Origin of the sequence: Oricola cellulosilytica (assembly GCF_019966575.1) — a bacterium.
Taxonomy (GTDB): Bacteria; Pseudomonadota; Alphaproteobacteria; order Rhizobiales; family Rhizobiaceae; genus Oricola; species Oricola cellulosilytica.
The window spans coordinates 266,975-292,268 of the sequence record NZ_JAINFK010000001.1; the positions used below are offsets into that span (position 1 = coordinate 266,975).

Below are 25,294 nucleotides of genomic sequence, written 5' to 3' on the forward strand. Positions count from 1 at the left end.
TCAGAGCCGCCCGCGAGTTTGACCTCTCTGTTTCCGCTACAAGCGAAACGGATTAACCGGCCCTAGGAGCAGCAAAGAATCAAACCGCGCCAGCCTAAGCTCCAATGGCATGAGCCAAGCCGATCGCACGTGTCCTCCTTTGATTTAATCGATTACAGCGAAAAATCGCCCCGAAGCTAAGACTTTCGTCTAATCAAATGGGGTGCCGGCGAACTTGTCATCCGGACGACCTCATCTATTATCTCCCCGCCCGGCGAGATGTGCCACGGGGCAATGGGAGGATATATTATGGACAATCACACGAAACGCGACCTGTCGCGCCGCTCATTCTTGAAGAAGGGCGCACTTGCCGGCGGCGTTGCTGCAGGCACCACGCTCGCGGCGCCAGCCGTGCTCGCGCAGGCACCACTCGTGGTCAAGATGCAAACGTCATGGTCGGCGTCAAACATCTGGGACGAGTTCGCGAAAGACTACGGAACACGCGTCGAGGAAATGTCGGGTGGGCGCCTGAAAGTCGACGTTCTGCCGGCCGGAGCGGTGGTCGCGGCGTTCCAGGTTATGGACGCCTGCAATGACGGGCTTCTCGATGCCGCACACACTGTTCCGGTCTATTGGTACGGCAAGAACAAGGCTGCATCGCTCTTTGGGACGGGTCCAGTTTTTGGCGGATCTGCGACAACGATGATGTCGTGGTTCTATGAAGGCGGCGGCGCGGACTTTTACCGCGAACTGACGCAGGACATCATGGGCCTGAATGTCTACGGTTATATGGGCTTCCCGATGTTTGCGCAGCCGTTTGGCTGGTTCAAGAACGAGGTCAACACGGCGGCGGATCTGGAAGGTTTCAAATACCGGACCGTTGGCCTTGCTGCCGACCTTATGCAGTCGATGGGGATGTCTGTCGCGCAATTGCCCGGCGGTGAAATCGTTCCCGCGATGGAGCGCGGCGTTATCGATGCCTTCGAATTCAACAATCCATCGTCCGACAAGGATTTCGGCGCGCAGGACGTGGCGAAGAACTATTACCTTTCGTCCTACCACCAGGCCTCCGAAAGCTTCGAGTTCCTGTTCAACAAGGACTTTATGGACGATCTCGAACCGGATCTGCAGGCAATCCTGAAGTACGGAGTCGAGGCGGTGTCGACAGCCAATACCGCCAAGGCGATGCGCCGGTATTCCGATGACCTTCAATGGCTTCAGAACGAGGCGGGCGTCACCGTTCACAGGACGTCGAAGGAGATTCTTGATGCCCAGTTGAAAGCATGGGATGGGCTGATTACCGAACTGGAACAGGACGAATTCATGAAGCGATGCCTCGACAGTCAGCGCGAATGGGTAGAGAAAGTCGGCTTTTACGAGTTGATGAACGCGCCGGACTACGCCCTGGCCTATGATCACTATTTCCCGGGCAAGCTCAAACTCTAAAAGGCGTGCCAGCGGACTGATTTATCAAGGCCCCGGCGGCACGGCTGCCGGGGTCTTGCGATGAATACGGGGGAGAAATGACCGGTTTCATTCGTTTTGCGGACAGCCTTTCGGCATGGTTCGGCAAGGCATTTGCCTGGCTGATCATTCTGATGGCGGCCGGCACGGGCTATGAGGTGTTTGTTCGATACGTCCTCAACAGCCCGACATCGTGGTCGCTGGATGTCTCCTTCATCATGTATGGAAGCCTGTTCATGATGGGCGGTGCGTACACACTTTCGCGCGGGGGCCACGTCCGGGGCGACTTCATATACCGGCTTTGGAAACCCCAGACCCAAGCTTTGGTCGACCTTGTCCTATACCTAATCTTCTTCTTTCCAGGCATCACGGCGCTGATCCTGGCCGGGTGGAAATATTCAGCCCGATCGTGGAGCTACACCGAGGTGAGCGTCAACAGCCCGGCGGGCATTCCGATCTACCAGTTCAAGTCCGTCATGGTGGCAGCGGGAATCCTGCTGTTCATTCAGGGAATCGCCCAGGTGATGCGGTGCATAATCTGTATACGCACCGGCCAGTGGCTGGAGCCGGAGGATGACATTCAGGAGACCGAAGACGCCCTCATTGCCAAAGCAACCGCAGCAGAGAAGGACGGCCACGTATGACCGATCCCCAAATCGCCCTCCTGATGCTGGGGCTCTTCATATTCATGGTCTTTCTGGGGTTTCCCATCGCTTTTACGCTGATGGCGATGGGAATCGGCTTTGGCTACTACGCCTATTTCGACGGGGCGCGAATGTGGCGCGGTTTCAATCGGCTCGACGAGACGGCCACTTGGTGGGATAGCACGAGTCTCTGGATCGACGGCTTCTTCAACAACCGGATATTCGATCTATTCGTCAACCAAACCTACACCGTGATGTCGAACGAGGTGCTGACCGCGGTGCCGCTGTTCCTGTTCATGGGGTACATCGTCGAGCGCGCGAACATCGTCGATCGGCTGTTCACGACGTTGAACATCGCTTCAAAGAACGTGCCGGGGTCCATGGGCGTAGCAGCGCTGATCACATGCGCGCTCTTTGCCACAGCTACGGGCATTGTCGGCGCCGTCGTGACGTTGATGGGGCTTCTGGCCCTGCCGGCGATGCTGCGAGCGCGCTATGACCCATCGTTCGCCTCGGGGATCATTTGCGCTGGCGGCACGCTCGGAATTTTGATCCCGCCGTCCATCATGCTGATTGTCTACGCGGCCGCATCCGGCGTCTCGATCGTCCGGCTATATGCAGGTGCGTTGCTTCCAGGCTTTCTTCTCGTCGGACTGTACCTGCTCTATGTCGTGGGCCGGTCGATCCTCCAGCCGAGCGCGGCACCTCGTCCCAAGGACGACGAGGTTCCGGATGTGCCTAAACTGAAGCTTGTCGTTATGATCATGACGTCTTTTTTCCCGCTGGCATTTCTGATTCTCGCGGTGCTCGGATCCATCCTGTTCGGTCTGGCGACACCCACCGAAGCGGCATCCATCGGCGCGCTCGGGGGTATCGTGCTCGCCTTTGCCTATCGAGCGATGACGTTCCAGCGCATGCGCGAATCGGTCTATTTGACTGTGCGCACGACTGCGATGGTGTGCTGGTTGTTCGTCGGCTCCTATACGTTCTCGTCCGTTTTCTCCTATCTTGGCGGCGAGCACGTCATCACCGAATTTGTCACGGGCCTCGACATAACGCCATTACAATTCCTGCTGCTGGCACAGCTGATCATCTTCCTCTTGGGATGGCCGTTGGAATGGTCGGAAATCATCATCATCTTCGTGCCGATTTTCCTTCCCCTGCTGGAGATTTTCGGCATCGATCCGCTGTTTTTCGGCATCCTCGTGGCGCTCAACCTGCAGACTTCTTTCCTGACTCCGCCCATGGCGATGTCGGCATATTACCTCAAGGGGATAGCGCCACCTGAAATCCGCCTCACGCAGATCTTCAAAGGGGTCATGCCGTTCCTTTTCATGGTCTTCCTTTCGATGGCTGTGGTCTACCTGGCGCCGCAGATCGTGTTCTACCTGCCGGAACAGATATATGGCCGCTAAGGCGTCGGTCGCCGATCTTACCGCCCTTGAAATGCGCGACCGAATTGCGAGCGGAGCGCTGACGGCCGTTGAACTCGCGCATGCATGCATCGAGCGAGTGAAGGAACGCGATGACCATGTAGGCGCGTGGGCATGGTTCGACGCGGATTTTGTTGTCGCCCAGGCAGGATCCATGGATTCCTATCGGAAGACCGGGAAGCCGCTCGGCGCGCTGCACGGCGTTCCTGTCGGCCTCAAAGACATCATCGACACTGCCCGGATCCCTACCGAAAATGGCTGTCCGATCGACGAGGGTCGCATACCGGAAAACGACGCCGCTGTCGTTGAGAAGCTGAAATCAGCCGGCGCAATTATCTTCGGCAAGACCGTGACAACAGAACTTGCATTCATGCATCCGTCTGCCACACGTAATCCGGCAGGTCCGGAACACACGCCAGGGGGTTCATCTGCAGGATCGGCGGCGGCAGTTGCAGCCGGCATGGTGCCCTTGGCCGTTGCCACGCAGACCGGCGGTTCCATCATCCGGCCGGCCGCATTCTGCGGCGTGGTGGGCTTCAAACCATCGTTCGGTGCGGTCTCGAGGCGAGGCGTCCTCAATCAGTCGCCGAGTCTCGATACGGTCGGAGTGTTCGCGCGAAACATCGGCGACACCGCTTTCTTAGGGGACACACTATTCGGATCCGACCCCTCAGATCCGGCCACTAGACCCTCTCCGCCGCCAAAGCTCCTCGATCATGCCAAGTCCGATCCGCCGGTCCGTCCGACGTTCGCGTTTGTGCGCACACCGTTCTGGGAGGCCGCCGACGATGACACGCAAGCCGCCTTCGACGAATTGACCGCGTTATTGGGTAACCAGTGTTTCGAGATCGAGCTTCCCCCCATATTCGCCGATTCGCAGCGGATCCGGGAAACGATCAATCTGGCCGAGATGGCGAAATCATATGCCCGATACCTTAAGCTGGGACGAGACTCCCTTTCGCCAACGATTCTCGGGGCTATCGAGAGCGGTCGGGGCATTTGCGCGCCCGATTATATCGCCGCACTCGACTGGCCGAAGGTCTTCAATGCCGGGCTTAACGAGATTTTCGAGCGCTGCGATGCAATCATTACGCCGTCAGCGCCCGGCGCCGCTCCCTTAGGACTTGAGACAACTGGAGACCCGGTATTCAATGGTTTATGGACACTTTGCGGAACGCCGACAGTGACGATCCCTGTGTTTGAGGCTGAGAACGGGATGCCGATGGGCGTTCAAATTGTCGGCCCGAAAGGCCAGGACGGTCGCCTGTTGCGAACGGCGCGATGGCTGTTTGAGCGGATTGGCAATGGGGACTGAAACGGAGAAGACGATGCGCAACATGATACTGGCCATTGTGGCGTACGCAATCCTGACCGGTTTTCTGGCAATACTTTTCTTTACGGTGCCGAGGGCTGATCTCGGAGCGGTGATCGCGTTGACCTTGGGCTTGGCCGGCTACGATTTCATTCGCAATTTTCGAGAGAAAAACAACAACTGACCGTCTGTTGAATATGATCGCGAGTACCAGCTTCGATTGAATCTCCGCGAAGCGTGAACCCTGAACGAAAAAAGGGTGGATCGCTCCACCCCTAATTTCATGGTGCTGTTCGCCAACCCTCAGGCTGCAAGTTCTTCCAGTTCGACGCCAATCAAGGGATCAGGATCGAGGAAGCAAATCATCTGGTCGCCAGTGGCGACGATGGCCTTGGCGAGCGCGCGTTCTGATGGTGGGAGAACGTCCGGAACCGGCTGCATGTCCGACTGCTTGACGGTGATCATGTCCGAGACATTCTCGACCAGCAGTCCAACCAGCTTCTTGCCCTGATCAATAACGATGATCGCGCTGCGCTCGGTCGGATTGGCCGGTTCAAGTCCGATGCGCACGGCGACATCGATAACCGGGATCACCGATCCGCGAAGATTGATCACACCCAAGATATGCGAAGGCGCGTGCGGCATCGGGGTGCATGGAGCCCAGCCGCGAATTTCGCGGACCACCATGATGTCAACGCAGTAGACCTGCTCGCCCAGACGAAATGAAATAATTTCGACGGTCTGTTCGCGCGTGATTTCGTTTTCTGATTCCATAGATTTCTCCAATCCCGATCCTGATGCCACCGGCCAACGGCTCTAAGCCGAAATCGAAGCGAACTCCGATTCCGTGAAAGCACGGACGCTCGGGAGATTCGTCCCGCGACTTGAAATTGTTTGAGTTGGGTGCGCATTCGGGCCCGCCAAAGCGCTGTCAGCCTACATGACAGAGAGATGCCCGCAGCGCCAAATCTGACGAGAAAGGTTTAAGGAATTCATAATCTGACGGCGCCGGATCAACTCCCGAAACTTTCTCCATTGGCGCGTGGCGAAAGCCGGATCAGCCGGGAATCTTCCACCGCAGCCTGCCGATGGATAACCGCGTCTTGATAAGCGGGGTCCTTTACCATCGCGACAAATGCGCGCGCGGATGGATATTCCGCGATAAAGCAATGATCCCATACTTCGTCTTCTGGCCCGATCAGCATTAACGCGAAGTCTCCCGACCATACTATCCGTCCGCCGACGCGCTTGAAGATCCGCGCACTCTCGCGGCCATAAGCTTGGTACGCTTCCGCTCCGGTTGTCTCCCGCCCATCGGCATAGGCTGCGCGATTACGCAACCGAACGAGATTGAGCATATGGACGGGGCCGTCGTCGGGCAGTCGGCGAAACGCACCGAATCTCGCTCGCTCGGGGTCGACGTATCGCGTCATGCAGTCCTCCGGCGTTGCAAATGAATGTTCGACCACACGACCAAAGGGCCGAAAATCAGTAAACCTGAGATCTAAGAGATGGCGCGCCCGAAAGGATTCGAACCTCTGACCCCCAGATTCGTAGTCTGGTGCTCTATCCAGCTGAGCTACGGGCGCGCAACGGACGTTTGCGCCTCGTAGGACGCGATCCGCATAGAGGCGGCTTGGTAGTCCTTTGTCGTCTTGATTTCAAGCGATTTTGCCAAGAAAATTGAACCGCGCATTCACCGGTGTGATGGAAGTCCCGGGGACTGATTGCGTCGCTCACGTTCCTCCACGAGCGATACCGGCGCGTCGGGAAGGCGAATCTCGAAATGCGCGCCTACCGCGCGATCGTCGCGCAACTCGAGTGATCCGCCATGTGCCGCGACGAGTTCATGCGCAATGGCGAGCCCAAGTCCGGTACCGCCCGCGCGGGCAGAGCCTTTGAAGGCTGAAAAGAGGTTTTCACGAGCCTTGGCAGGTAGTCCCGGGCCTGTATCCTCGATACTGATGAGGGCTGTGGTTCCTATCCGCGCGGTCGAGATGGAGAGCCGCTTCACGGTCGCCGGCTCCCTGACGGATCGCATGGCTTCGACCGAATTTCGGCAGAGATTCATCAATATCCGGAAGAGCTGGTCGGAATCCGCATCGAGCTCGAAATCATCGGAAACGCTGGCCGAAAATTCGATCCCCGAATCCGGGTCGATGCCGAGCAATTCCTCAACATCATGGATGATTGAGGCAAGCCTTATGCGTTGGCGCTTGGGGGCCGCTTCACCAGCTCGTCCGTATGAGAGTACATTCTCCGAATAGCTGACCGCGCGGTCGAGGGTGCGAACCAGTTTCGGCGCGAAACGCTGGACAGCGGGATCGCTCACCGAGGACAACCTGTCAGACATCAGTTGGGCAGCAGCCAAAACGTTGCGCATGTCGTGATTGATCTTGGAGACTGCGAGGCCGAGATCAGCAAGGCGCTTTTGGCTCTTTAGAGTGCCTTGGAGCTGGATTTGCATGGCGGCTAATTCATGCTCGGCGATGCCCAACTCATCGTTTCGGTTCGAGGTCGTGATAACTGCTCCGGGATCCTCCGGTGTCCTCGAGAACTGCAACATACTTCTCGTCATGCGGCGGATCGGGCGGATCGCAATCCGGTTGATTGCCATAAACACCAATCCGGCAGTGATCAGGGAGATGATCAGCGACAGGATCGCCACATTGCGTGCGTATATCAGCATGGCGTCCCGCAACGGAACCTCGGACAAGATCATCTCAATGTGGTTTTCGCTTTCTCCAATCGGACCGTAGATGCGAATGTACCGGTCTCCTCCGAAGAGAAGGGTATCGAAAGCATCGCGAATCGCCACCAAAGCGCTAAAATCGGTGACCTGAACATGCGCGTACAGAGGCGGAATTTCGTCGCTCAGCCGGATGAACTTCGCCCGATCGCCGATTCTGAGGGCGATCGCCTTCGCTCCGGTCGCCATTAGCACGTCATCTTGCACCTTAAGCGGCACTTCCAGATCCGCGTCCGAGGAGATGAGAACGCTCGCGGCAGCGGCGATGTTGAGCTTTTCGCTAAGCCAGTTCATCCGGAAATTCGCCATTGACGGCACGAATATCAGCACTTCCGCTATCATGACGAAGAGGATCGTGAGCAGAAGGATTTTAGCGGAGAGGCGCCTGCGCGGCTCAGATATCCGCGGTTCCGATGTCAGGCCGTTCGCATTCTCCATTCGCAAACCTCCTTCTCCAGCCTAACCGAACTTGCGCAAAAAGCCGATTATCCGCCGAACCCAGGGATTGCGTGTCATTGGCGAGTAATAGGCCGTCGCCGCACGCTTTCCGATCTCTGCCATGGTTGGATAGGGCGGAACATATCCGCGAACGTCCGAGGCCGTCATTTTCCGGGCGATCGCGAGAGCAAAAATGTTGATCATCTCCCCCGCACCGGCGCCGGCAATTGCCGCACCTAGCACCCTCCCCTTCTTGTCGGTAACAAGTTTCAACAGACCGGTCGTTTTTCGTTCGGCCTGTGCACGATCATTTTCGGCATACGGCCACCGCAACACTCGGATATTGCCATCTCGTACTCTTGCCTGCTCTTCCGTCAGACCGACCTGAGCCAGTTCCGGATCGGTATAAGTCGCTACCGGGATGATGCCCCGATTTTGCTTCCCCGGAACGCGGAAAAGAATTGATTGAAGGACCAACCCCGCATGGTAGCCCGCAACATGAGTGAACTGCAGGCCGCCGGTAACATCGCCGATCGCGTAAACCCGCCGGTTGGATGTTCGAAGGGCGTCGTTGACCTTTATGCCGTGGCGATCGTAATCGACACCCGCGTTGCCAAGTCCCAGCCCGTCGACGTTTACGGACCTACCCGTTGCCACAAGCACATGAGTGCCGCGTACATCTTCGGCTCGGTTATCAGTATCGAAGCGAACAATCACCGACGACTGATTCCTCTTTTCCACGCCAGTGACCTTCGCATTTTCGCGAATGACAACCCCGTCGGCGCGCACCCGCTCAAGAACAATCTCGGCCAATTCGGGATCATCCTTCCCAAGAGCCTTTTCAGCCTCGATCACCGTGACCTCTGAACCCAATCGGCGGAACGCTTGCGCCATTTCCATGCCGATTGGTCCTCCGCCTATGACGATGAGATGGACCGGCTTGCGCGTCTGCTCAAAGAGTGTCTCGTTGGTCAGATACGGCACTTCATCCAGGCCAGGAATTGGCGGGACGAACGGTTCCGAACCAGTAGCGATCACGAACCGGCGTGCCTTGATCTCATACCCGCCTGCCACGACGGTTGCAGGGCCGGTAAATCGCGCATGGTCCTCGATGACCTTGACGCCAAGGGCGGCGAAACGCTCCACCGAGTCGTTCGGGGCGATGGCTTCGATCACCGAGTGGACGTGTTCATGGACCTTGCCGAAATTGACCTCTGGTTCGACTGAGCGAATTCCGAAGTTCGCTGCATGTCGCATTGTATCCGCCGCCCTGCCAGCGGCGATCATTGCTTTGGAGGGAATGCAGCCGTAGTTCAGACAGTCGCCGCCCATTTTTCCGCGCTCGACCAGTACGACCGGGACTCCAAACGCGGCAGCGGCAGCAGCTACGGTAAGGCCTCCTGATCCCCCGCCAATCACGCAGATGTCGGGCTTCAGGACTTCGGGCATACATTTTCTCCAGTATTGGCGCGATCGGACATCGGCAGTTGCGCTGAGTGCTATCTGCGGAGCCGCTTTACGGCGGTGGGTATCGCGGCGACAGTAGCAAGAGCAAGGAAAGCGATGGTTATTTCGGGCGTCACAAGATCACTAACCGAAATCTCGGTGCCAGCTTGTCGCGCGGAGACAAGCACACTATCCACGCCCTGACCAAGGTACGCGTACGCGAACGTGCCGGGAAGTATCCCTAGAAACGTAGCTGCAACATACGTACGCAACGGCACGTTGAAGAGCGCCGGTGCGATATTTACAACGAAGAAAGGGAATATGGGCGCGAGCCGCAAAACCAGCAAATAGCTAAAAGCATCCTCTTCGAATCCATCGGCCAGCTTCGTTGTCCTTCGGCCGACCCGCTCGCGCAAGAAGCTGCCGACCGCGCTGCGCGCAGCCAGGAACAACGTTGTGGCGCCCGCTGTCGCGGCAATCGCAACAAGAGCACCAGCGATCAACCAGCCAAACAGAAAGCCGCCGAAAATCGTCAAGACGGACGCGGCTGGAAACGAGAAGGCCACCGCAAGTGCGTAGAGAAGAGCGAAGCCCACTGCCGAAAGGACATAGTTGTCTGAAACGAAGTCGAGCAGCATTTCCCGGCTTTCCGCTAGATAGGAAAGTCTGAGATATTGGTGCCACCCCATCGCGTATCCGATCGCGAGCCCCGTCAAGATGACAGCGAGCGGCAAGAAGCGCATCCACGCGCCATCGCGTTTAGTTACCGGCGCGGCTTTGGGGTCTTGAGACATCGATATCGTTTCATCGGACACGCAACGCTTCCTCATAGCAGAACTGGCTCATTTGGCACCGCGTTGGGTCCCGTGAGGTGGTAGATCTGCTTGCATGTGATGAGCTTGACGATAAAGAACAATTCACAATGCCTTGATGCACACGAACACATCACACAGACCTAACCATCAGCCGAATGCAGCAGCGGGGCCGGTGGAGAGCTCACAATGTGCTGCGGGCATTGACTTGATCGGATGTTTCTATCATAAGCGCGCCACGTTCGGGCACGTATCCGGCGCGGTTGGCTTATTGTCCTGACCCGCTCATCGAGCTTCCGATTTGAGATGAATTGAGACCAAGGACCGTCCTTCTGGACGGGTACGATGATGAAACGCACATATCAGCCCTCGAAACTCGTTCGCAAACGCCGTCACGGCTTTCGTTCTCGCATGGCTACTCCCGGTGGCCGCAAGGTACTTGCCACGCGCCGAGCGCGGGGCCGCAAGCGTCTGTCGGCCTAATTTCGACCAAAATATTCGCCCCATGCCGGAACCGGCTAAAAACGCCGTGCCGGATGCTCCGCCAAGCTACGGGTTGCTACGACATCGCAGGGAATTTCTGAGTGTGCGCCGGGGAACGAGAGTTCGCGGCGCATATGTTCTTTTGGAGGCGGCCTGCCGTTCCGAGGGAGGAAGACCACGTCTCGGTCTGACCGTTTCGAAGAAAAACGGAAACGCTGTCAGACGCAATCGTATCAAGAGGCGTTTGCGGGAGGCGGTACGCACCCACGCCGCAGGTGACATGGCCGACGGAAATGACTATGTGATCGTCTCAACATCCAAGGCGCTTCACGCGCCCTTCGAAGCCCTGTGCGCTGACATATCTTCAGCCCTTAAGCAGGCAAATCTTAAACTGCAGCGCTGGCGTGACAGTGCAGAGAAGGACCGGACCTGACGCGATGGAGAACAGCCGAAATCTTTTGATCACGATTATTCTCTCCGTCATTATCCTGGCGGCGTGGCAGTATCTTTACATTGGGCCGAAGATAGAGGCCGAACGCCAAGCGCAACTCGAAACGCAGAAAGAGCAGCAGGTCGACACCGATCGACCGGCCTCCACCAGCGCAGACCAAGCGCCGGGGGAGGCTTTGCCTCAAGCTACAATCGATGGAACCTTCACCGATGCGCCGTCCGGTCCGGGTGTATCAACATCGACCGAGGTCGACGTCGACGCCGGGCGGATTATTATCGACACGCCAACGCTTGTAGGCTCCATTAATCTCAAGGGGGCACGCTTCGACACGCTGCAACTGAAAGATTATAAGGAAACGCTCAAGAAGAACTCCAATATCGTCACGCTCCTCGCCCCGTCAGGGCAAGCAAACGGCTACTTTGGCGAATTCGGTTATACCGGCTTCGAAGGCGCTCCAGGACCTGACACCGTCTGGCGGGTGGAAGGGGACGCAACTCTGACCCCGACTACCCCTGTGGAGCTGACCTACGAGGCTTCAAACGGTATCGTTTTCAAGCGGACAATTTCGGTCGATGACCAATATATGTTCGACGTCGAGGACGTGGTGACCAACGGCTCCGCCGGTGCAATCGGAATTCAGGGATATGGTCGTGTCACCAGGTTCTCCCGGCCGGAAAAGCAGCCAATCTTCGTGCTGCACGAGGGTTTGATCGGGGTCACTGGTGAGGAAGGGCTCGAGGAACTGACGTTCAACGAGATCGAGGATGACGGTCAAGTCATTCCCGGCAAGTCCACCGACGGCTGGCTCGGAATCACTGACAAATACTGGGCGACAGCCCTGATCCCGCAACAGGGCAGTTCCTTTCAGCCGCGGTACTCCTACTTCGCTGAAGGCCGCACGCGCTATCAAGCAGATTTTCTAACCGACCCGGTCATGATTAACGGCGGTCAGTCGGTTGAGTTCACCCACATGTTTTTTGCCGGCGCGAAGAAAACCTCCATCGTCGACAATTACGAAGCGGAGCGGGGCATCCGGCAATTCGAACTGATGATCGACTGGGGCTGGTTCCACTTCATCACCAAGCCGCTCTTCTATCTGCTCGACTGGCTCTACAATCTGTTCGGCAATTTCGGTGTCGCCATTCTCATCACAACGGTGATCGTGAAAGCGGTTTTCTTCCCGCTTGCCAACATGTCCTACGCCTCGATGGCGCGCATGAAGGTCATGCAGCCGAAGATGCAAGAGATCAAGGAGCGCTACGGGGACGATCGCGAAAAAATGCAGCGTGCAATGATGGATCTTTACAAGACGGAAAAGATCAATCCGGTTGCCGGCTGCTGGCCCATGCTCATTCAAATTCCGGTCTTTTTCGCGCTTTATAAGGTTCTCTACGTCACGATCGAAATGCGCCATGCGCCTTTCTTCGGCTGGATTCAGGATCTTTCCGCACCCGATCCAACGTCGATCTTCAACCTGTTCGGGTTGCTACCCTACGATCCTTCAGCCGTTCCGGTGCTCGGTTCGTTTTTGATGCTTGGCGTATGGCCGCTGCTAATGGGAATAACGATGTTCCTGCAGATGCGCATGAACCCGACCCCGCCGGACCCCACGCAGGCAATGATCTTCACTTGGATGCCGGTTGTCTTCACCTTCATGCTGGCAACGTTCCCGGCGGGGTTGGTTATTTATTGGGCCTGGAACAACACGCTGTCGATTATCCAGCAGGGCGTGATCATGAAACGAAACGGTGCCAAGATCGAACTTTGGAACAATCTACAAGGCCTGTTTCGTCGGAAGAACAAGGCCGGCGCGGCTGAATAGCAAAATCTCATGCCCGCCGAATCGAAACACGCCTCGGCGCTGACGGATTTTCCACTCCAGTGGGATTTCATCCGTGGCGTCCCGTCGATGAAGTTTCTTCCGCCGGAAGGTCCGGCGGAGGTGGCGTTTGCCGGGCGTTCCAATGTCGGCAAATCTTCGCTCATCAATGCAATCGTTTCAAGGAAGGGCCTTGCCCGGACATCCAATACGCCGGGGCGGACCCAGGAACTGAACTTCTTCGTGCCGAGCGGCTACTCGGGAGCAGACGGAGATCTGCCACCATTGGCGATAGTCGACATGCCGGGTTACGGTTTCGCGAAGGCCCCGAAATCGCAGGTCGATCAGTGGACGGAGATGGTCTTCGCCTATTTGCGCGGGAGGGTAACCCTGAAGCGGGTCTATCTGCTGATCGACGCACGTCATGGAGTGAAGAAGAACGACGAGAAGGTCATGGACCTGCTCGACAAGGCAGCGGTGTCCTATCAGGTCGTTCTGACGAAAATCGACAAGATAAAGGAAGCCGGTGTGCCGCGCGTCATTGCCGAAACCGCAGCGAAAATTAAAAAACGGCCGGCGGCCTTTCCGGTACTTCTGGCGACTTCTTCAGAGAAGAACACCGGAATAGACGAGTTGCGGGCGGCGATGCTCGAGGCCGCGAGCACATAATTGCTAGAGTTCGACCGGCTTGAATTGGAGCGCAACGCCATTCAGACAATGGCGTTTATCCGTGGGTTCGGGGCCGTCGTCGAATATGTGTCCGAGATGCCCGCTGCAATGGTGGCAATGAACTTCGGTGCGGATAGATCAGGTTGTACTCGGTTTCTGTCGCGACGGCGTCCGGTAGTGCATCCGTAAAACTCGGACAGCCAGTCCGCTGTCGTATTTGGCTTCGGACGGGTAGACCGGCAAGTTGCAGCCGGCGCAACGAGAGATCCCGGCGCACCTCTCGCGGGCAAAGGCTGCGCGGCCGTACAATCCATACCCGACCAACCATGGCTGGTCTGTGCCTTCGACTGCTTCGTCGGCCTGTCGCTGCAATTGCTCTTGGTCAAGCGAAGAGATAGACGAAAACCCGCCGAAGGAAAGCCAGCATTGGAACGCCGTTTCATGAGTAAGGAAAAATCCTCCACGACGCCCGAGGCGAAGGCACGGATTCTGGCGCAGGCGCTGCCCTACATGCAGCGCTACGAGAACAAGACCGTTGTCGTGAAATATGGCGGAAATGCCATGGGTGATGTTTCTCTGGGAGAGGCCTTTGCCCAGGATATAGCGTTGCTGAAGCAGTCAGGCGTCAATCCCGTCGTGGTGCATGGGGGTGGACCGCAGATCGGGGCGATGCTCAAGAAGATGGGGATCGAATCCAAATTTGAAGGCGGACTGCGGGTTACCGACAGGCCAACGGTCGAAATTGTCGAAATGGTGCTGGCCGGCTCCATCAACAAGGAAATCGTCGCGATGATCAACGCGGCGGGTGAATGGGCAATTGGCCTGTGCGGCAAGGACGGAAACATGGTCTTTGCGGAAAAAGCAAAGAAGACCGTGACCGATCCCGACAGTAATATCGAGCGCATTCTCGACCTTGGTTTTGTGGGTGAGCCCGTCGAAGTGGACCGCACGCTTCTGGACCTGCTTGCAAAATCTGAGATGATACCGGTCATTGCGCCAGTCGCGCCTGGGCGGGACGGACATACCTACAATATCAACGCAGACACTTTCGCGGGCGCCATTGCGGGATCGCTTGGCGCCTCGCGCCTACTCTTCCTGACGGATGTACCGGGCGTCCTCGACAAGCAAGGCGAACTGATCAAAGAATTGACCGTTTCCGAGGCCCGGGGGCTGATCAAAGACGGAACGATCTCCGGGGGGATGATACCGAAGGTCGAGACGTGTATCGATGCGTTGGACCGGGGCGTGGAGGGCGTGGTCATCGTGAACGGCAAGGTGCCTCATGCCGTGCTACTCGAGATCTTCACCGAGCACGGGGCGGGAACCCTCATCGTGAACGACGCCTAAGCGCGGCCGTACGCTGACTTCAGAGGTCGGTTTGCACGCAAGGCGGCGGGAAGTCCTTGTGGTCTTCACGCCGCACTCGGTAGGGGAGGCCTATACAGGTCTGCCTTCGGGATAAGTCGGGAATCTGTTACTGGATGTGGTCTGTCGTATAAAGCATGTCGTCCCCCGCAGACGCATGGCATGCGATGCAGCCTGCCTCCGCATTGCCCTTAACGACCCGACCAGCTAGTTCGACACCCGCAGGGTTCTTGTCGAGCGATCCATCGGGCAGGTACTTTGCCCAAAACCAATTCCTGTTTTCGTCGTCATAGCCGTCTTCACGCTTGAACATGACCGTCAGGGCGGCGAGATGACCTGCCGCGTCGGCCTGTACTTCCTCGACACTTACCCCTTCAGGTCCGTAATTGCGCTTCACCACCAAGGCGCCGGAATGGCCGTCAATCGTCGCGGTCGCGTATAGCGTATCCAGAACGAAACCGTGCGGCTCGATACCCTCATATGGGAACCCGCGTATGACATTTTCACCAGTAACGCCTGCAAGCCCCATTTCCTCCATCACCGACCAGAGTTTCGCAGCGTAATCAGTATCCTCCGCCTGGCCGAATGGCGGGCCGGATTGGCCGTATACGCCCCCAGTGACGCCAAGCACGGCGACCCCGCCAATCGCAAGCGTGGCAATCAAGTTTTTCATGCGCATGATGTTGCTCCTCCCTCGGTTGTACGGAGTGGAAAGATCGCACGGAAAACGGTCGCGATGTGTCACGATCCATCACCTGTCCGTGACAGAACGGACGCCTTTCGGCACGCCCCGATTCCTGCCATAGGGAGAAAATGCAAACTTCCTCGACCAACTCGTCGTCGTTCCGCCATGTCCGGGAATGGGTGTTCGATCTCGATAACACCCTTTATCCGCACCACAGCAATCTGTTTTCTCAGATCGACCAACGGATGACGGGTTATGTTTCGGAGCTGTTGCAACTGCCAAGGGAAGAGGCGCGACGGGTTCAGAAGGATTTCTATCTGCGATATGGGACCACATTAAAGGGTCTGATGGAGCATCACGGGGTGGATCCTGACGACTTTCTCGAGAAGGTCCACGACATCGACTACAGCTGGGTCGACCCCGATCCCGCGCTCGGCGCGGCGATCCGTGATCTTCCCGGCCGGAAGTTCATCTTCACGAATGGCGATAAGGGCCACGCCGAAAGAACCGCGCGGCAACTGGGAATCCTGGATCACTTCGATGATATCTTTGACGTGGTGGCTGCCGACCTGGTTCCCAAGCCGGCTTCGGAGTCCTATGACAAATTCCGCGCGCTGTATCGAGTCGACTGCACCCGAGCGGCGATGTTTGAGGATCTCGCCCGAAATCTGGTGGTGCCGAAGGAGTTGGGCATGACCACCATCCTCGTGGTCCCAAATAATTTTGAACCTACGTTCGCCGAAATTTGGGAATCTGATCGGCAGCGCGGCGATGTCGATCATGTGACCGATGATCTTGCAGGTTTCCTGAGAGGCGTAGCCCAGTCCCTTTAGAGGCAGTGGCGCGTTCGCGCCGGCAATAATATAACCGGTGAAACCGGGAAACGAAGCCGTTATCCGTCGCGCGGTGCGCGCCTTGCCTTTTCTGCAACCTCGCAAAGGCTTCTTTCTGTTCGCGATTTCTTCCCAGGCTTCGCGGACTGCATCCGGCCAATGCTGCGCGTATCCTGATCGATATCCCGTAGTGTCGCGCCGTGGTGTTCGAGAACTTCGCGGCGTAGCCGCTCTTGGTGTTCGATGACCACGTCATCCTCGGTGATCTGTTCGGCGGGCTTTTTCATCACGTTCTCCGTGAGTCGTAATTCGGTTTAACGCTCAATGCAGCCTACCGTTCCGCATTTCATTCCAGATCATAGAAGGTGCGTACACTTCCCCAAGCCTCTTCGGCGCTCTCCACCAGTTCAAACAGTTCGGTGTCGGCGGGCGAAATCGTGCCCTGTTCCGCGAGAAATTCGAGATTGATGGCCCTGGTCCAGAAATCCTTGCCGAAAAGGAGGATGGGGACCCGTTCCATCCTGCCGGTCTGAATCAACGTCAGAGACTCGAAAAGTTCGTCCATCGTGCCGAAACCGCCCGGGAATACGGCAATTACCCTTGCTCGCATCAGGAAATGCATCTTGCGGATGGCGAAGTAATGGAAATTGAAGCAGAGTTCGGGCGTCACATATTCGTTGGGCGCCTGTTCGTGAGGCAGAATGATATTGAGGCCGATCGACGAAGAACCGACATCGGCCGCGCCACGGTTACCCGCCTCCATGACGCCTGGTCCACCGCCTGTCACCACCACGAACTCACGATTATAGGTCGTCGATGAATAGCGTGAGCAAAGCTGCGCGAAGGTGCGTGCCTCGTCGTAATATTTGGCGTTCGCTTCCAGATTGCGTCGCTGGGTCTCGTTCTTGGCTGCCCATGCGAGGCCACCAGGTTCCGGAATTCGGGCTCCGCCGAACAGCACGACCGTGGATTTGATTCCGCGCTCCTGTAGCAAAAGCTCAGGCTTCATCAATTCGAGTTGAAGACGAACCGGGCGGAGTTCCTCGCGGCAGAGGAAGTCCTCGTCATCATATGCCAATCGATACGCAGCGGCGTTCGTCTGCGGCGTCTCGGGCACTGCTTTCGCCCGGTCCATATCCCGATGGGACGGGACAAGGGGATCCCAGATATCCCGGTTTCGCTTTGCGCTCATTCCTTCACCTCGTTGCCGTCCTTGCGCCGGCACAGATTGACCATAACAGTCCGCATCGCGTAGGGACTTCGCGATACACGGCATGCCGGAACAGCCTGCATAACCGATCCATCCTTAAGGAAACAGTTTATGACCGCTCACGATCTTGCAACGCTCGAACCGATCATCGAGGCAGCCTTCGAAGAGCGCGAGGGGATTTCCACCTCTACACGGGGTGAAATCCGCGACGCCGTCGATGCGGCCCTCGATCTTCTCGACAGCGGCAAGGCGCGTGTCGCGGAACGTCAAACAGATGGGTCATGGGCCGTCAATCAGTGGTTGAAAAAGGCAGTCCTGCTGTCGTTCCGGCTAAATCCAATGGAAGTCATCGAAGGTGGACCGGGCGATGCCGTCTGGTGGGACAAGGTTCCTTCGAAGTTCCACGGCTGGAACGCGGAGGATTTCGGAAGTGCCGGTTTTCGCGCAGTGCCTCATTGCATCGTCCGGCGATCCGCACATATCGGAAAAGGGGTTGTCCTGATGCCTTCCTTCGTCAATCTGGGAGCTTATGTCGACGAGGGGACGATGGTCGATACGTGGGCGACCGTGGGCTCATGCGCTCAGATAGGGAAGAACGTACATCTGTCCGGCGGCGTCGGCATAGGCGGGGTATTGGAACCCATGCAAGCGGGACCCACCATCATCGAGGACAATTGCTTCATAGGCGCCCGCTCTGAGGTTGTGGAAGGGTGCATCGTGCGCGAGGGGGCGGTTCTCGGCATGGGGGTTTTCATCGGCAAGTCCACCAAGATCGTGAACCGCCAGACCGGCGAGATCCATATCGGGGAAGTCCCGCCCTATTCGGTCGTTGTCGCAGGCTCGATGCCCTCGAAGAATCTGCCGGGGGAAAATTGGGGACCAAATCTGTATTGCGCAGTCATCGTCAAGACTGTCGACGAACAGACACGTTCGAAGACCGGCATCAACGAGCTTCTCAGAGACTGAGGCCGGTGAAGCCGACTGCAAATCACCCGGTGACCGTGCGATGGGTCCTGTTTGGTTTCAAGGGCAGGATCGGCCGGAAGAGCTTTGGCCTTGCCGCGCTCCTGATGATCCTCGTCCAGGCGGCAGTCATTTCACAGATTATCGGCACACCGGAAGACGATCCTATGGGCGCGCTCTGGGCGCTGGTTCTTATGGCAAGCTGGCTTGCCAGCGCATGGGCCGGCATCGCTCTCGCCGTAAAACGGCTGCACGATCTGGGAATGCCAGGCATTCTCGCAATCTGCCTACTTATTCCAGCAATCTCGCTGATCGCGTTCCTCTTTCTTGCAGCTATGCCGCCGAGCCAAGAGACCAACGAGCACGGACCGCCGCCATTTCCTAAAAAATGACGTCCTGCTGCAAAGCAGTCACTTGAGGATAGACGGATTGCTCGTCTTGCCGGTCACTTTCACCCAACTGCCCGCATCCACCGGAGACTGGATCTTGGAGAATCGCATTCCAGCACGTCTAACCGGCATTACTTGGTCTTCCATGTTATCCAGCACAAAATCGCCATCGACTGTTCGAACGACCAGCACGGCGTGGGCTTCACCTCGCTTGCGGCCGACCGCAATAAGAAGATCGCCGGGTTTGTATCCGTTCCGCAAAAGCGCCGCACGTTTGGCCAGAACATAATCTTCGCAATCTCCGGCGTCGGTGGGAAAGCTCCACACCTCACGCCTGCCGTAAAGTTTCGAGTCCGAAACCGGTTTTATCGCCCTGTTGACGCTGGTGTTGATGCTCTGGAGCATCTGCATGCGGCTAGGCGCCAAGCGCCCCGAACCGCCATGCGCCCGGCAGTCTGACGCCCGACCCCGGCAGTATGCCACGTGTCCGTAGGGTTTCGACGTCGCGCCTCCTGTTTTCAGCCAAGTTGCTGCCTGGGCGCTTAGCGGCACTGCGCTGGACGCCATCAATACGGCAGTCAGCAGGAAAGACTTCATGTCAGATTACCCCAGTTTACGTCGCCGTAAGATGTCTTGCCGCCTCGAAAAACGCAACCGCTTGCAAAATCTCTGGTTTCACGTTTCCTTGATAATCGCCTTTTCTGCCCTTCACCAAACACAAGGGGCGCGTGACAAGCACGCGCCCAGATCTATGTTGCTGGGTTCGTTTTAGTAGTAGAAGGGTGAACCATCCCCAAGGCGTCCGCGAAACGCATCCTGGCGCGCTTCGCGCCCAATCGAGGCAGTTGGGCTGAAGTCAACCGTAGATTGCAACGTCATATAGCGTGGAGAACCGTCTCCAAGCCGGCCGCGATGAACGGTAGCGAGACGCTCGCCTATGGATGCGGTGGCGGTGAAGTCGACTGACCCGCGATTGACAGGCTCCGGTGTGTAGACGTCAAGCGCGCTGGAATCCGCAAGAGCTGATACGGGTAGGGCGACTGCGATCGCTGCTGCTGCAAGCATGAACGTTTTCATATCTTTTCTCCTCGTGTTTCCGCCAGCGGGAGTTCTGCCGGTTGTTTCTCTCGGGCCGGTCAAGTCCGAGGCGCATCTGCGATTCCGACCTTCGATGACCGCACCGATGTCCATGAGATTGGCTTTTGTTCCGCTCTCAAACAAACAACAGAAATGTGAGACGGCTCACCCCATTGTGTCGCAGCCGTGAAACGCGATTTGCGTTCAGTCTTTAAGAATCTCCTATTTTCAATAGGTTATCTACTTGGCGCTATATCAAAACCCAGTGATCCTGCGGCACCCAGCCCTAGAAGCGCCTTGACCGCTCGCTCCATCGTGAAATCGGGTCTCAATCGCGTGACCGAATTCGGGACGTTCGTGATCGCTGGCGTGACGGCAAGTGCGTCGTCAGCACGCGTTGCAGAACCCAGACTGCGCGAACTACGATCGCGACACCCCCCGATACAAGGGAGTACTTGCACCGGCATGTGTCCACCAGACCGTCCGTTGACGCCTCGCGACGACGCCGATACAGCAGCATCATGAGTTCGCGTCCCGTCGACCCGGTATCCAACCTTCGAACCCTCATCCAGTGCCCGTCGGTCACTCCAGCCGAAGGCGGTGCGCTAGACGCGCTCGCGGCGATGCTCGCGCCATTAAAATTCGAGATCGAACGCCCCGTCTTTACTGAGGCAGGGACTCCCGACATCGAAAATCTTTATGCGCGGTATGGAAGAACCGGACCCCACCTGATGTTCGCAGGCCACACTGATGTCGTTCCCGTCGGCGACGACGCAGTATGGAGTCATCCGCCTTTCTCCGCCGATATTCAAGACGGGTTGATGTTCGGGCGCGGCGCCGTCGATATGAAGGGTGGAATTGCGTGCTTTGTTGCCGCGCTGGCACGCCATCTCGAGGCGAACGGCACGCTGCCCGGCTCAATTTCGTTCCTGATCACCGGAGACGAGGAAGGGCCGGCCCTCAACGGTTCGGTAAAACTGTTGAAGTGGGCAGCCGAACGCGGAGAACGCTGGGATGCCTGCATCTTGGGGGAACCGACGAATCCGGAAGCTCTCGGCGACATGATCAAGATCGGACGGCGCGGCTCGCTGTCCGCCACGGTCGTCATCAAGGGCGTTCAGGGTCATGTCGCCTACCCGCATTTTGCCGACAATCCGGTTCGGAGCGCCGTCCAGATGGCGACGGGGCTCTTGAGCCCTTCCCTGGATGAAGGCACGCCGGATTTTCAACCCACAAATCTCGAAATCACGTCGATCGACACCGGTAATTCGGCGGTCAATGTCATACCGGGAAAGACCACACTGTCATTCAACGTCCGCTTCAACGACCTATGGACCCCCGACAGTCTTAAAAGGGAACTCGAGCGCCGGCTGGAGCGAGCCGCAGCTATGCGAACCTTGCACAGTGGGGAACGGAAAGGTTCCGCTTTGTACGAAGTCCTGTGGAAGGAACAGCCCAGCCAGGCGTTTCTGACGCATGACGAAACACTCATCAGGATAGTCAAGGAGGCGGTGGCAGCCGTCACCGGACGATCGCCGGCGCTGTCGACCTCGGGCGGCACCTCCGACGCCCGCTTCATCAAGGACTATTGTCCGGTGGTGGAATTCGGGCTGGTCGGCAAGACAATGCATATGGTCGATGAAAACGTAGCGATCGAGGATCTCGAAACGCTGACCGAAATTTACGGCCAAATGATCCGGAACTGGTTTGCGAGCAAATGAATTTCTTCGACTACGCCTTCCACCATATCGGTTGCGTTGTTCGTATCATTCGCGGTGAGCAGCGCGCGATCAGTGATATGGACATCTCAGGCGACGGGTTCTGGCGTTCCTTCGAGGCCATTCCCGCCGCCTTTCCCGCCCTCTTGTTCGCCTGGGTCGTTGAGGCCCACCGGATGCAAATCGAAGGCGTCGCAGGTTCGACGGCCTCGCTCATAGCGCGGATGGCCCTACTTGAGCTCATCTTCTGGATCCTTCCGATCATCGCTCTGGCGATGGCGCTGCGTCCTCTGGGATTTGCTAGCCGCTTCCCGCATCTAATCATCGCCCGGAACTGGCTAGCCGCAGTGGCAAGCTATCTCTTCGTGGTCGTGCCGCTGTCCGAGGTTTTCAGCGGTGCCTCCGACATCGTCGGCTGGCTCACGCTTTTCATGCTGGCGCTCATACTCTGGTTTTCGGTTCGCATCACCAGAACCGCCCTCGACACGTCGGTAGGAATAGCAATCGGTTTCGTGGCCGCAGAAACGATGATTACCTTTCCGCTCGCAGTCACGCTCTACGAATTGGCTGGGATGTATCCAACGGCGTGAACGCGTGATCGTAGCCAACCCTGGTCAGATAAAGGCCGTGCGACGGCGCCAGCGCGCCGCAACGCTGATGGACGCGGGCGTTCAGCGCCGCAGACACATCCTCCTTCGTCCAGCGGCCCTCACCAACGAGTTTCAATGTGCCCACGATCGAGCGAACCTGGTTGTGCAGGAAGCTGCGCGCGGAGAGCCGGACTTCGACCAATTCACCCGAACGCGAGAACGAGACTTCGTCAAGCGTCTTGACCGGCGACTTCGACTGACATTGCGCAGCCCGAAAGGTGGTGAAGTCGTGGGTACCGATCAGCACCCAGGCGGCGTCCTGCATCGCCTCGACATCGAGCGGTTTCTTGACCCACCAAGCGCGCTCCCTCTCAAGCGGTATCGGTGCATGGCGGTTTATAATCCGATAGAGGTAATGGCGGGTGGTGGCCGAGAAGCGCGCATGAAAGGTCTCGTCCATCTTTTCGACGTCGATGACCGCGACACGCTCGTTCGCATCCAGCAGGTGCGCATTGGTCGCGTCCATGACGCGGATGGCCCCCCAGTCACGCGCGAGGTCGACATGACAGACCTGACCCAATGCGTGGACGCCGGTATCGGTGCGCCCTGCAACATGGAGCGTGACATCCTCTTGTGTGAACTTCCCGATGGCCCGTTCAATCGCCTCCTGCACCGCGTATCCGTTCCGCTGGCGCTGGAAGCCGACATAGGGTGTCCCGTCGTATTCAACTGTCAGGCGGTAGCGTGGCATGAGACCTTGGGAAACGTCGCTTCGAGGGCTGTGCTGTAGCTTCAGTCCATCACTGAGTCCATATTGCCTCCCGTGGTGAAATGACGGGTAAGAGCCGGTAGTGCGGCTATCTGATATCCATCAACCGCGCACCGCGGAGCAAATCGGCCGCCGGCATGGGCTTGCCGCCCGCTCTTTGCAAGGCCAGAAGTTCGACCGCGCCCTCCAAGCATGCGACCTGGATACGGGCATTGTCGGTCACGACTGATCCGGCTGCATGACTCTGTTCAATTTTGGCCAGTCGGCTTCGCAACAGTTTCACACGCTCCCACTTGTGGTCAAATCGCATCTCGCACCAAGCGCCCGGTACCGGTGACAGGCCGCGAATGTGATTGTGAACGACCTCCGCAGGACGCAGCCAGTCGACGCGGGTCTCATCCTTCGCAATCTTCTTGGCGTAGATCACGCCCTCGTCGGGCTGTCGAGACAGGGTGAGCGATCCGCGTTCGAGCGCTGCCATGGCGCGCACCATGAGATCGGCGCATAATTGTGCGAGCGCGTCATGCAACTCGCCTGCCGTCGTATCCGGCCCGATCGGGGTCCGGTCCTCGAGCGCGATATCTCCTGTATCGAGGCCTGTATCCATCTTCATGACCATCACCCCGCTCTCCCGGTCGCCTGCCATGATTGCCCGGTGAATCGGAGCTGCGCCCCGCCAGCGCGGCAACAACGAGGCGTGACCGTTGAAACATCCCCGCCTCGTTCCCTCCAGAACAGGCTCCGGCAGGAGGAGTCCATATGCAACGACGACTGCGGCGTCGGCTTCAAGGTCGCGAAATGCGGATTGCTCGTCTTCCGACTTAAGGCTGGAGGGCGTGCGAACCGGCAGGCCGAAAGCGTCGGCGTGCCGGTGTACAGGCGACTTGGTAAGCCCCAAACCTCTCCGCCCGCCCGGGCGGGGCGGCTGGCTGTAAACGGCACACACGTCATGACCTTGAGCGACCAGCCCGGTTAGTGTCGGGACCGCGAAATCCGGCGTGCCCATGAAAATAATTCTCACTGCAGTTTCCTCCCCGTATCCGGCATTTCGTTAAAATCCCGGGGAAATTATAAAGGCAAATTTGACAGGCAATGAGGTTAACTAGGTCCCTAGGTTATTGGTTACGAGGCGGTTATCGACATGACCCGCACAGCGTTTGGCCTTAGGCCACCAAAACAGGTTGCGCCGAGTCCAGCAGCCACCGCACTCACGGGCGGGACACAAGACAAGTGGAAGGCGATACCGGTGGACCGCCCGCTCATCTGGGTTTCACGCGCAACGCTCACATTCGCAGGCACGTTCGTCGTCGCCACAGGCGTTGGCATTTCCGCAATGCGCAGCATCGGATACCTCGTTGAGGTCGCCCTTTAGCGCCAAACTAAAGCCTCGTTGAGCCGCGCTGCTTTGCAAGCTTGGTGAATTTCTTCACGACCATATCGCGCTTCAATTTCGAAATGTGATCAATAAACAGTACACCGTTCAGGTGATCAATTTCGTGCTGGAGACAAGTTGCCAGAATTCCGTTGGCTTCAAGCGACTTCTCGCGCCCCTCTCTGTCGAGATAGTTGACGGTGACGTTGGCCGGCCGCTCGACCTCCGCGTAATAGTCCGGGATAGAAAGACATCCCTCCTCGTAGACCGACAAGCCGTCACCCGTGGCCACCACCTCCGGATTAATAAAGACCTGCGGGTTCTTTTCCTCGTCCTCTTTCGCCACGTCGATGACGAGCATGCGCAGCGGTTCGCCGACCTGGATCGCTGCGAGACCGATGCCAGGTGCGTCATACATGGTCTCAAGCATGTCGTCAGCAAAGCGCCGCAACTGATCGTCGACGCGTTCGACCGGCGCGGATGATTTGCGTAGGATCGGATCGGGAAGAAGGACTAAGGGTTTAACTGCCATGATAGCGCTCACCTAAGCACTGGCAGTTGCTCCGTCAATCTTCGCGAAGCACCTCGTGTTTATCTGACAGCGCCGCGCGAATCGCCTAGTTT

29 protein-coding genes, 1 tRNA gene and 1 pseudogene are annotated in these 25,294 nt (G+C 57.6%); 16 read left to right on the forward strand and 15 right to left on the reverse strand.

Annotated elements, in window-relative coordinates; translation table 11 throughout:
- The first annotated feature begins 288 nt into the window (after positions 1-288).
- The 5 genes from LC298_RS01205 to LC298_RS01225 all read left to right on the forward strand — a co-directional run bounded on the left by LC298_RS01205 (position 289) and on the right by LC298_RS01225 (position 5,016).
- Positions 289-1,425, forward strand: coding sequence for a TRAP transporter substrate-binding protein (locus LC298_RS01205; protein ID WP_131565400.1), 1,137 nt, complete (start codon positions 289-291; stop codon positions 1,423-1,425).
- Positions 1,426-1,502: 77 nt separating this feature from the next.
- On the forward strand, positions 1,503-2,087 hold the full coding sequence (locus tag LC298_RS01210; RefSeq protein WP_131565398.1) for a TRAP transporter small permease subunit: 585 nt from the start codon (positions 1,503-1,505) through the stop codon (positions 2,085-2,087).
- Positions 2,084-3,502 carry a TRAP transporter large permease gene (locus tag LC298_RS01215; RefSeq protein ID WP_131565397.1) on the forward strand — a complete coding sequence of 473 codons (1,419 nt, stop codon included), beginning with the start codon at positions 2,084-2,086 and terminating at the stop codon, positions 3,500-3,502. Before LC298_RS01210 ends, LC298_RS01215 begins: the two co-directional genes overlap by 4 nt.
- Positions 3,492-4,835, forward strand: a complete 1,344-nt coding sequence (locus LC298_RS01220; protein WP_131565395.1) for an amidase — start codon at positions 3,492-3,494, stop codon at positions 4,833-4,835. Before LC298_RS01215 ends, LC298_RS01220 begins: the two co-directional genes overlap by 11 nt.
- Positions 4,825-5,016 (forward strand): hypothetical protein, encoded by a 192-nt coding sequence (locus LC298_RS01225; RefSeq protein ID WP_131565393.1) that lies wholly within the window; start codon positions 4,825-4,827, stop codon positions 5,014-5,016. The genes LC298_RS01220 and LC298_RS01225 overlap by 11 nt, the downstream gene beginning before the upstream one ends.
- A 119-nt stretch (positions 5,017-5,135) precedes the next feature.
- Here the strand turns inward: LC298_RS01225 and LC298_RS01230 are convergent, their stop codons facing one another.
- From LC298_RS01230 to LC298_RS01255, 6 genes are all read right to left on the reverse strand, one after another.
- Entirely contained in the window at positions 5,136-5,606 is a 471-nt protein-coding gene (locus tag LC298_RS01230) for a chemotaxis protein CheW (RefSeq protein WP_131565391.1), read from the reverse strand.
- A gap of 239 nt (positions 5,607-5,845) precedes the next feature.
- Entirely contained in the window at positions 5,846-6,265 is a 420-nt protein-coding gene (locus LC298_RS01235) for a DUF1330 domain-containing protein (protein WP_131565389.1), read from the reverse strand.
- A 79-nt stretch (positions 6,266-6,344) separates the two neighbouring features.
- A tRNA-Arg gene (locus tag LC298_RS01240) sits at positions 6,345-6,421 on the reverse strand.
- A 107-nt stretch (positions 6,422-6,528) separates the two neighbouring features.
- On the reverse strand, positions 6,529-8,019 hold the full coding sequence (locus LC298_RS01245) for a sensor histidine kinase (protein WP_131565387.1): 1,491 nt from the start codon (positions 8,017-8,019) through the stop codon (positions 6,529-6,531).
- 21 nt (positions 8,020-8,040) lie between these two features.
- A complete protein-coding gene (locus tag LC298_RS01250) occupies positions 8,041-9,468 on the reverse strand; it encodes a dihydrolipoyl dehydrogenase family protein (protein ID WP_131565385.1) in 1,428 nt (475 codons plus the stop codon).
- 50 nt (positions 9,469-9,518) lie between these two features.
- A complete protein-coding gene (locus tag LC298_RS01255) occupies positions 9,519-10,280 on the reverse strand; it encodes a TVP38/TMEM64 family protein (RefSeq protein ID WP_223385487.1) in 762 nt (253 codons plus the stop codon).
- Positions 10,281-10,625: 345 nt separating this feature from the next.
- Between LC298_RS01255 and rpmH the strand changes: the two genes are divergently transcribed.
- From rpmH to yihA, 4 genes are read left to right on the forward strand one after another with little or no spacing between them, the layout of a single operon-like run.
- Positions 10,626-10,760 (forward strand): 50S ribosomal protein L34, encoded by a 135-nt coding sequence (gene rpmH, locus LC298_RS01260; protein WP_131565898.1) that lies wholly within the window; start codon positions 10,626-10,628, stop codon positions 10,758-10,760.
- Between the two features lie 22 nt (positions 10,761-10,782).
- Positions 10,783-11,193, forward strand: a complete 411-nt coding sequence (rnpA, locus tag LC298_RS01265) for a ribonuclease P protein component (RefSeq protein ID WP_131565383.1) — start codon at positions 10,783-10,785, stop codon at positions 11,191-11,193.
- A 4-nt stretch (positions 11,194-11,197) separates the two neighbouring features.
- Positions 11,198-13,033, forward strand: coding sequence for a membrane protein insertase YidC (gene yidC / locus LC298_RS01270; RefSeq protein ID WP_131565381.1), 1,836 nt, complete (start codon positions 11,198-11,200; stop codon positions 13,031-13,033).
- Positions 13,034-13,042: 9 nt separating this feature from the next.
- Positions 13,043-13,699: a ribosome biogenesis GTP-binding protein YihA/YsxC gene (gene yihA / locus LC298_RS01275; RefSeq protein ID WP_131565379.1), complete on the forward strand. Its 657-nt coding sequence runs from the start codon at positions 13,043-13,045 to the stop codon at positions 13,697-13,699.
- A gap of 3 nt (positions 13,700-13,702) precedes the next feature.
- Here yihA and LC298_RS01280 read toward each other — a convergent pair.
- Positions 13,703-14,044: pseudogene (locus tag LC298_RS01280) on the reverse strand (peptide-methionine (R)-S-oxide reductase); the annotation flags it as partial.
- Between the two features lie 96 nt (positions 14,045-14,140).
- Between LC298_RS01280 and argB the strand changes: the two are divergent.
- Positions 14,141-15,046 (forward strand): acetylglutamate kinase, encoded by a 906-nt coding sequence (gene argB / locus LC298_RS01285; RefSeq protein WP_131565377.1) that lies wholly within the window; start codon positions 14,141-14,143, stop codon positions 15,044-15,046.
- Positions 15,047-15,173: 127 nt separating this feature from the next.
- Here argB and LC298_RS01290 read toward each other — a convergent pair whose 3' ends face one another.
- Positions 15,174-15,743, reverse strand: coding sequence for a cytochrome P460 family protein (locus LC298_RS01290; RefSeq protein ID WP_223385488.1), 570 nt, complete (start codon positions 15,741-15,743; stop codon positions 15,174-15,176).
- A gap of 134 nt (positions 15,744-15,877) precedes the next feature.
- On the opposite strand from LC298_RS01290, the gene LC298_RS01295 reads away from it, so the two are divergent.
- The gene (locus LC298_RS01295; RefSeq protein ID WP_131565376.1) at positions 15,878-16,582 is read left to right on the forward strand and encodes a pyrimidine 5'-nucleotidase; all 705 of its coding nucleotides are present in this window, start codon (positions 15,878-15,880) and stop codon (positions 16,580-16,582) included.
- A gap of 59 nt (positions 16,583-16,641) precedes the next feature.
- Here the strand turns inward: LC298_RS01295 and LC298_RS01300 are convergent, their stop codons facing one another.
- Positions 16,642-16,869 carry a hypothetical protein gene (locus tag LC298_RS01300; protein WP_131565374.1) on the reverse strand — a complete coding sequence of 76 codons (228 nt, stop codon included), beginning with the start codon at positions 16,867-16,869 and terminating at the stop codon, positions 16,642-16,644.
- 59 nt (positions 16,870-16,928) lie between these two features.
- The gene (locus LC298_RS01305) at positions 16,929-17,774 is read right to left on the reverse strand and encodes an LOG family protein (RefSeq protein ID WP_131565372.1); all 846 of its coding nucleotides are present in this window, start codon (positions 17,772-17,774) and stop codon (positions 16,929-16,931) included.
- A gap of 129 nt (positions 17,775-17,903) precedes the next feature.
- Here LC298_RS01305 and dapD point away from each other — a divergent pair, with 129 nt between their 5' ends.
- Both dapD and LC298_RS01315 read left to right on the forward strand, forming a co-directional pair.
- Entirely contained in the window at positions 17,904-18,758 is an 855-nt protein-coding gene (dapD, locus tag LC298_RS01310; protein ID WP_131565370.1) for a 2,3,4,5-tetrahydropyridine-2,6-dicarboxylate N-succinyltransferase, read from the forward strand.
- Positions 18,759-18,763: 5 nt separating this feature from the next.
- Positions 18,764-19,147 carry a DUF805 domain-containing protein gene (locus LC298_RS01315; RefSeq protein ID WP_158284683.1) on the forward strand — a complete coding sequence of 128 codons (384 nt, stop codon included), beginning with the start codon at positions 18,764-18,766 and terminating at the stop codon, positions 19,145-19,147.
- An 18-nt stretch (positions 19,148-19,165) separates the two neighbouring features.
- Here LC298_RS01315 and LC298_RS01320 read toward each other — a convergent pair whose 3' ends face one another.
- Together LC298_RS01320 and LC298_RS01325 are read right to left on the reverse strand one after the other, a co-directional pair.
- Positions 19,166-19,741 (reverse strand): transglutaminase-like cysteine peptidase, encoded by a 576-nt coding sequence (locus tag LC298_RS01320; RefSeq protein WP_131565367.1) that lies wholly within the window; start codon positions 19,739-19,741, stop codon positions 19,166-19,168.
- A 171-nt stretch (positions 19,742-19,912) separates the two neighbouring features.
- Entirely contained in the window at positions 19,913-20,221 is a 309-nt protein-coding gene (locus LC298_RS01325) for a hypothetical protein (protein ID WP_131565365.1), read from the reverse strand.
- Between the two features lie 521 nt (positions 20,222-20,742).
- Here LC298_RS01325 and dapE point away from each other — a divergent pair.
- Together dapE and LC298_RS01335 are read left to right on the forward strand one after the other, a co-directional pair.
- The gene (gene dapE / locus LC298_RS01330; RefSeq protein WP_131565364.1) at positions 20,743-21,942 is read left to right on the forward strand and encodes a succinyl-diaminopimelate desuccinylase; all 1,200 of its coding nucleotides are present in this window, start codon (positions 20,743-20,745) and stop codon (positions 21,940-21,942) included.
- Positions 21,939-22,529 (forward strand): hypothetical protein, encoded by a 591-nt coding sequence (locus LC298_RS01335; RefSeq protein WP_131565362.1) that lies wholly within the window; start codon positions 21,939-21,941, stop codon positions 22,527-22,529. The genes dapE and LC298_RS01335 overlap by 4 nt, the downstream gene beginning before the upstream one ends.
- Here the strand turns inward: LC298_RS01335 and truA are convergent.
- Positions 22,489-23,280 carry a tRNA pseudouridine(38-40) synthase TruA gene (truA, locus tag LC298_RS01340; RefSeq protein ID WP_131565360.1) on the reverse strand — a complete coding sequence of 264 codons (792 nt, stop codon included), beginning with the start codon at positions 23,278-23,280 and terminating at the stop codon, positions 22,489-22,491. The two genes, LC298_RS01335 and truA, sit on opposite strands and share 41 nt — an antisense overlap.
- Before the next feature lie 106 nt (positions 23,281-23,386).
- The gene (fmt, locus tag LC298_RS01345) at positions 23,387-24,319 is read right to left on the reverse strand and encodes a methionyl-tRNA formyltransferase (RefSeq protein WP_131565359.1); all 933 of its coding nucleotides are present in this window, start codon (positions 24,317-24,319) and stop codon (positions 23,387-23,389) included.
- Positions 24,320-24,544: 225 nt separating this feature from the next.
- Here fmt and LC298_RS17950 point away from each other — a divergent pair, with 225 nt between their 5' ends.
- Positions 24,545-24,670, forward strand: coding sequence for a hypothetical protein (locus LC298_RS17950; protein WP_263288971.1), 126 nt, complete (start codon positions 24,545-24,547; stop codon positions 24,668-24,670).
- A 7-nt stretch (positions 24,671-24,677) separates the two neighbouring features.
- On the opposite strand, the gene def is transcribed toward LC298_RS17950, so the two are convergent.
- Positions 24,678-25,202, reverse strand: a complete 525-nt coding sequence (gene def / locus LC298_RS01350) for a peptide deformylase (RefSeq protein WP_131565357.1) — start codon at positions 25,200-25,202, stop codon at positions 24,678-24,680.
- Positions 25,203-25,294 lie beyond the last annotated feature (92 nt).

Coding starts and splice junctions, on each gene's coding strand:
- dapE (WP_131565364.1), top strand. CDS start 20,743: ATGAGTTCGCGTCCCGTCGACCCGGTATCCAACCTTCGAACCCTCATC.
- yidC (WP_131565381.1), top strand. CDS start 11,198: ATGGAGAACAGCCGAAATCTTTTGATCACGATTATTCTCTCCGTCATT.
- yihA (WP_131565379.1), top strand. CDS start 13,043: ATGCCCGCCGAATCGAAACACGCCTCGGCGCTGACGGATTTTCCACTC.
- dapD (WP_131565370.1), top strand. CDS start 17,904: ATGACCGCTCACGATCTTGCAACGCTCGAACCGATCATCGAGGCAGCC.
- truA (WP_131565360.1), bottom strand. CDS start 23,280: ATGCCACGCTACCGCCTGACAGTTGAATACGACGGGACACCCTATGTC.
- LC298_RS01215 (WP_131565397.1), top strand. CDS start 2,084: ATGACCGATCCCCAAATCGCCCTCCTGATGCTGGGGCTCTTCATATTC.
- LC298_RS01305 (WP_131565372.1), bottom strand. CDS start 17,774: ATGAGCGCAAAGCGAAACCGGGATATCTGGGATCCCCTTGTCCCGTCC.
- LC298_RS01290 (WP_223385488.1), bottom strand. CDS start 15,743: ATGCGCATGAAAAACTTGATTGCCACGCTTGCGATTGGCGGGGTCGCC.
- LC298_RS01235 (WP_131565389.1), bottom strand. CDS start 6,265: ATGACGCGATACGTCGACCCCGAGCGAGCGAGATTCGGTGCGTTTCGC.
- LC298_RS01210 (WP_131565398.1), top strand. CDS start 1,503: ATGACCGGTTTCATTCGTTTTGCGGACAGCCTTTCGGCATGGTTCGGC.
- rnpA (WP_131565383.1), top strand. CDS start 10,783: ATGCCGGAACCGGCTAAAAACGCCGTGCCGGATGCTCCGCCAAGCTAC.
- LC298_RS01225 (WP_131565393.1), top strand. CDS start 4,825: ATGGGGACTGAAACGGAGAAGACGATGCGCAACATGATACTGGCCATT.
- LC298_RS01325 (WP_131565365.1), bottom strand. CDS start 20,221: ATGAAAACGTTCATGCTTGCAGCAGCAGCGATCGCAGTCGCCCTACCC.
- LC298_RS01320 (WP_131565367.1), bottom strand. CDS start 19,741: ATGAAGTCTTTCCTGCTGACTGCCGTATTGATGGCGTCCAGCGCAGTG.
- def (WP_131565357.1), bottom strand. CDS start 25,202: ATGGCAGTTAAACCCTTAGTCCTTCTTCCCGATCCGATCCTACGCAAA.
- LC298_RS01295 (WP_131565376.1), top strand. CDS start 15,878: ATGCAAACTTCCTCGACCAACTCGTCGTCGTTCCGCCATGTCCGGGAA.
- LC298_RS01335 (WP_131565362.1), top strand. CDS start 21,939: ATGAATTTCTTCGACTACGCCTTCCACCATATCGGTTGCGTTGTTCGT.
- LC298_RS01250 (WP_131565385.1), bottom strand. CDS start 9,468: ATGCCCGAAGTCCTGAAGCCCGACATCTGCGTGATTGGCGGGGGATCA.
- LC298_RS01220 (WP_131565395.1), top strand. CDS start 3,492: ATGGCCGCTAAGGCGTCGGTCGCCGATCTTACCGCCCTTGAAATGCGC.
- rpmH (WP_131565898.1), top strand. CDS start 10,626: ATGAAACGCACATATCAGCCCTCGAAACTCGTTCGCAAACGCCGTCAC.
- argB (WP_131565377.1), top strand. CDS start 14,141: ATGAGTAAGGAAAAATCCTCCACGACGCCCGAGGCGAAGGCACGGATT.
- LC298_RS01245 (WP_131565387.1), bottom strand. CDS start 8,019: ATGGAGAATGCGAACGGCCTGACATCGGAACCGCGGATATCTGAGCCG.
- LC298_RS01205 (WP_131565400.1), top strand. CDS start 289: ATGGACAATCACACGAAACGCGACCTGTCGCGCCGCTCATTCTTGAAG.
- LC298_RS01230 (WP_131565391.1), bottom strand. CDS start 5,606: ATGGAATCAGAAAACGAAATCACGCGCGAACAGACCGTCGAAATTATT.
- LC298_RS01300 (WP_131565374.1), bottom strand. CDS start 16,869: ATGAAAAAGCCCGCCGAACAGATCACCGAGGATGACGTGGTCATCGAA.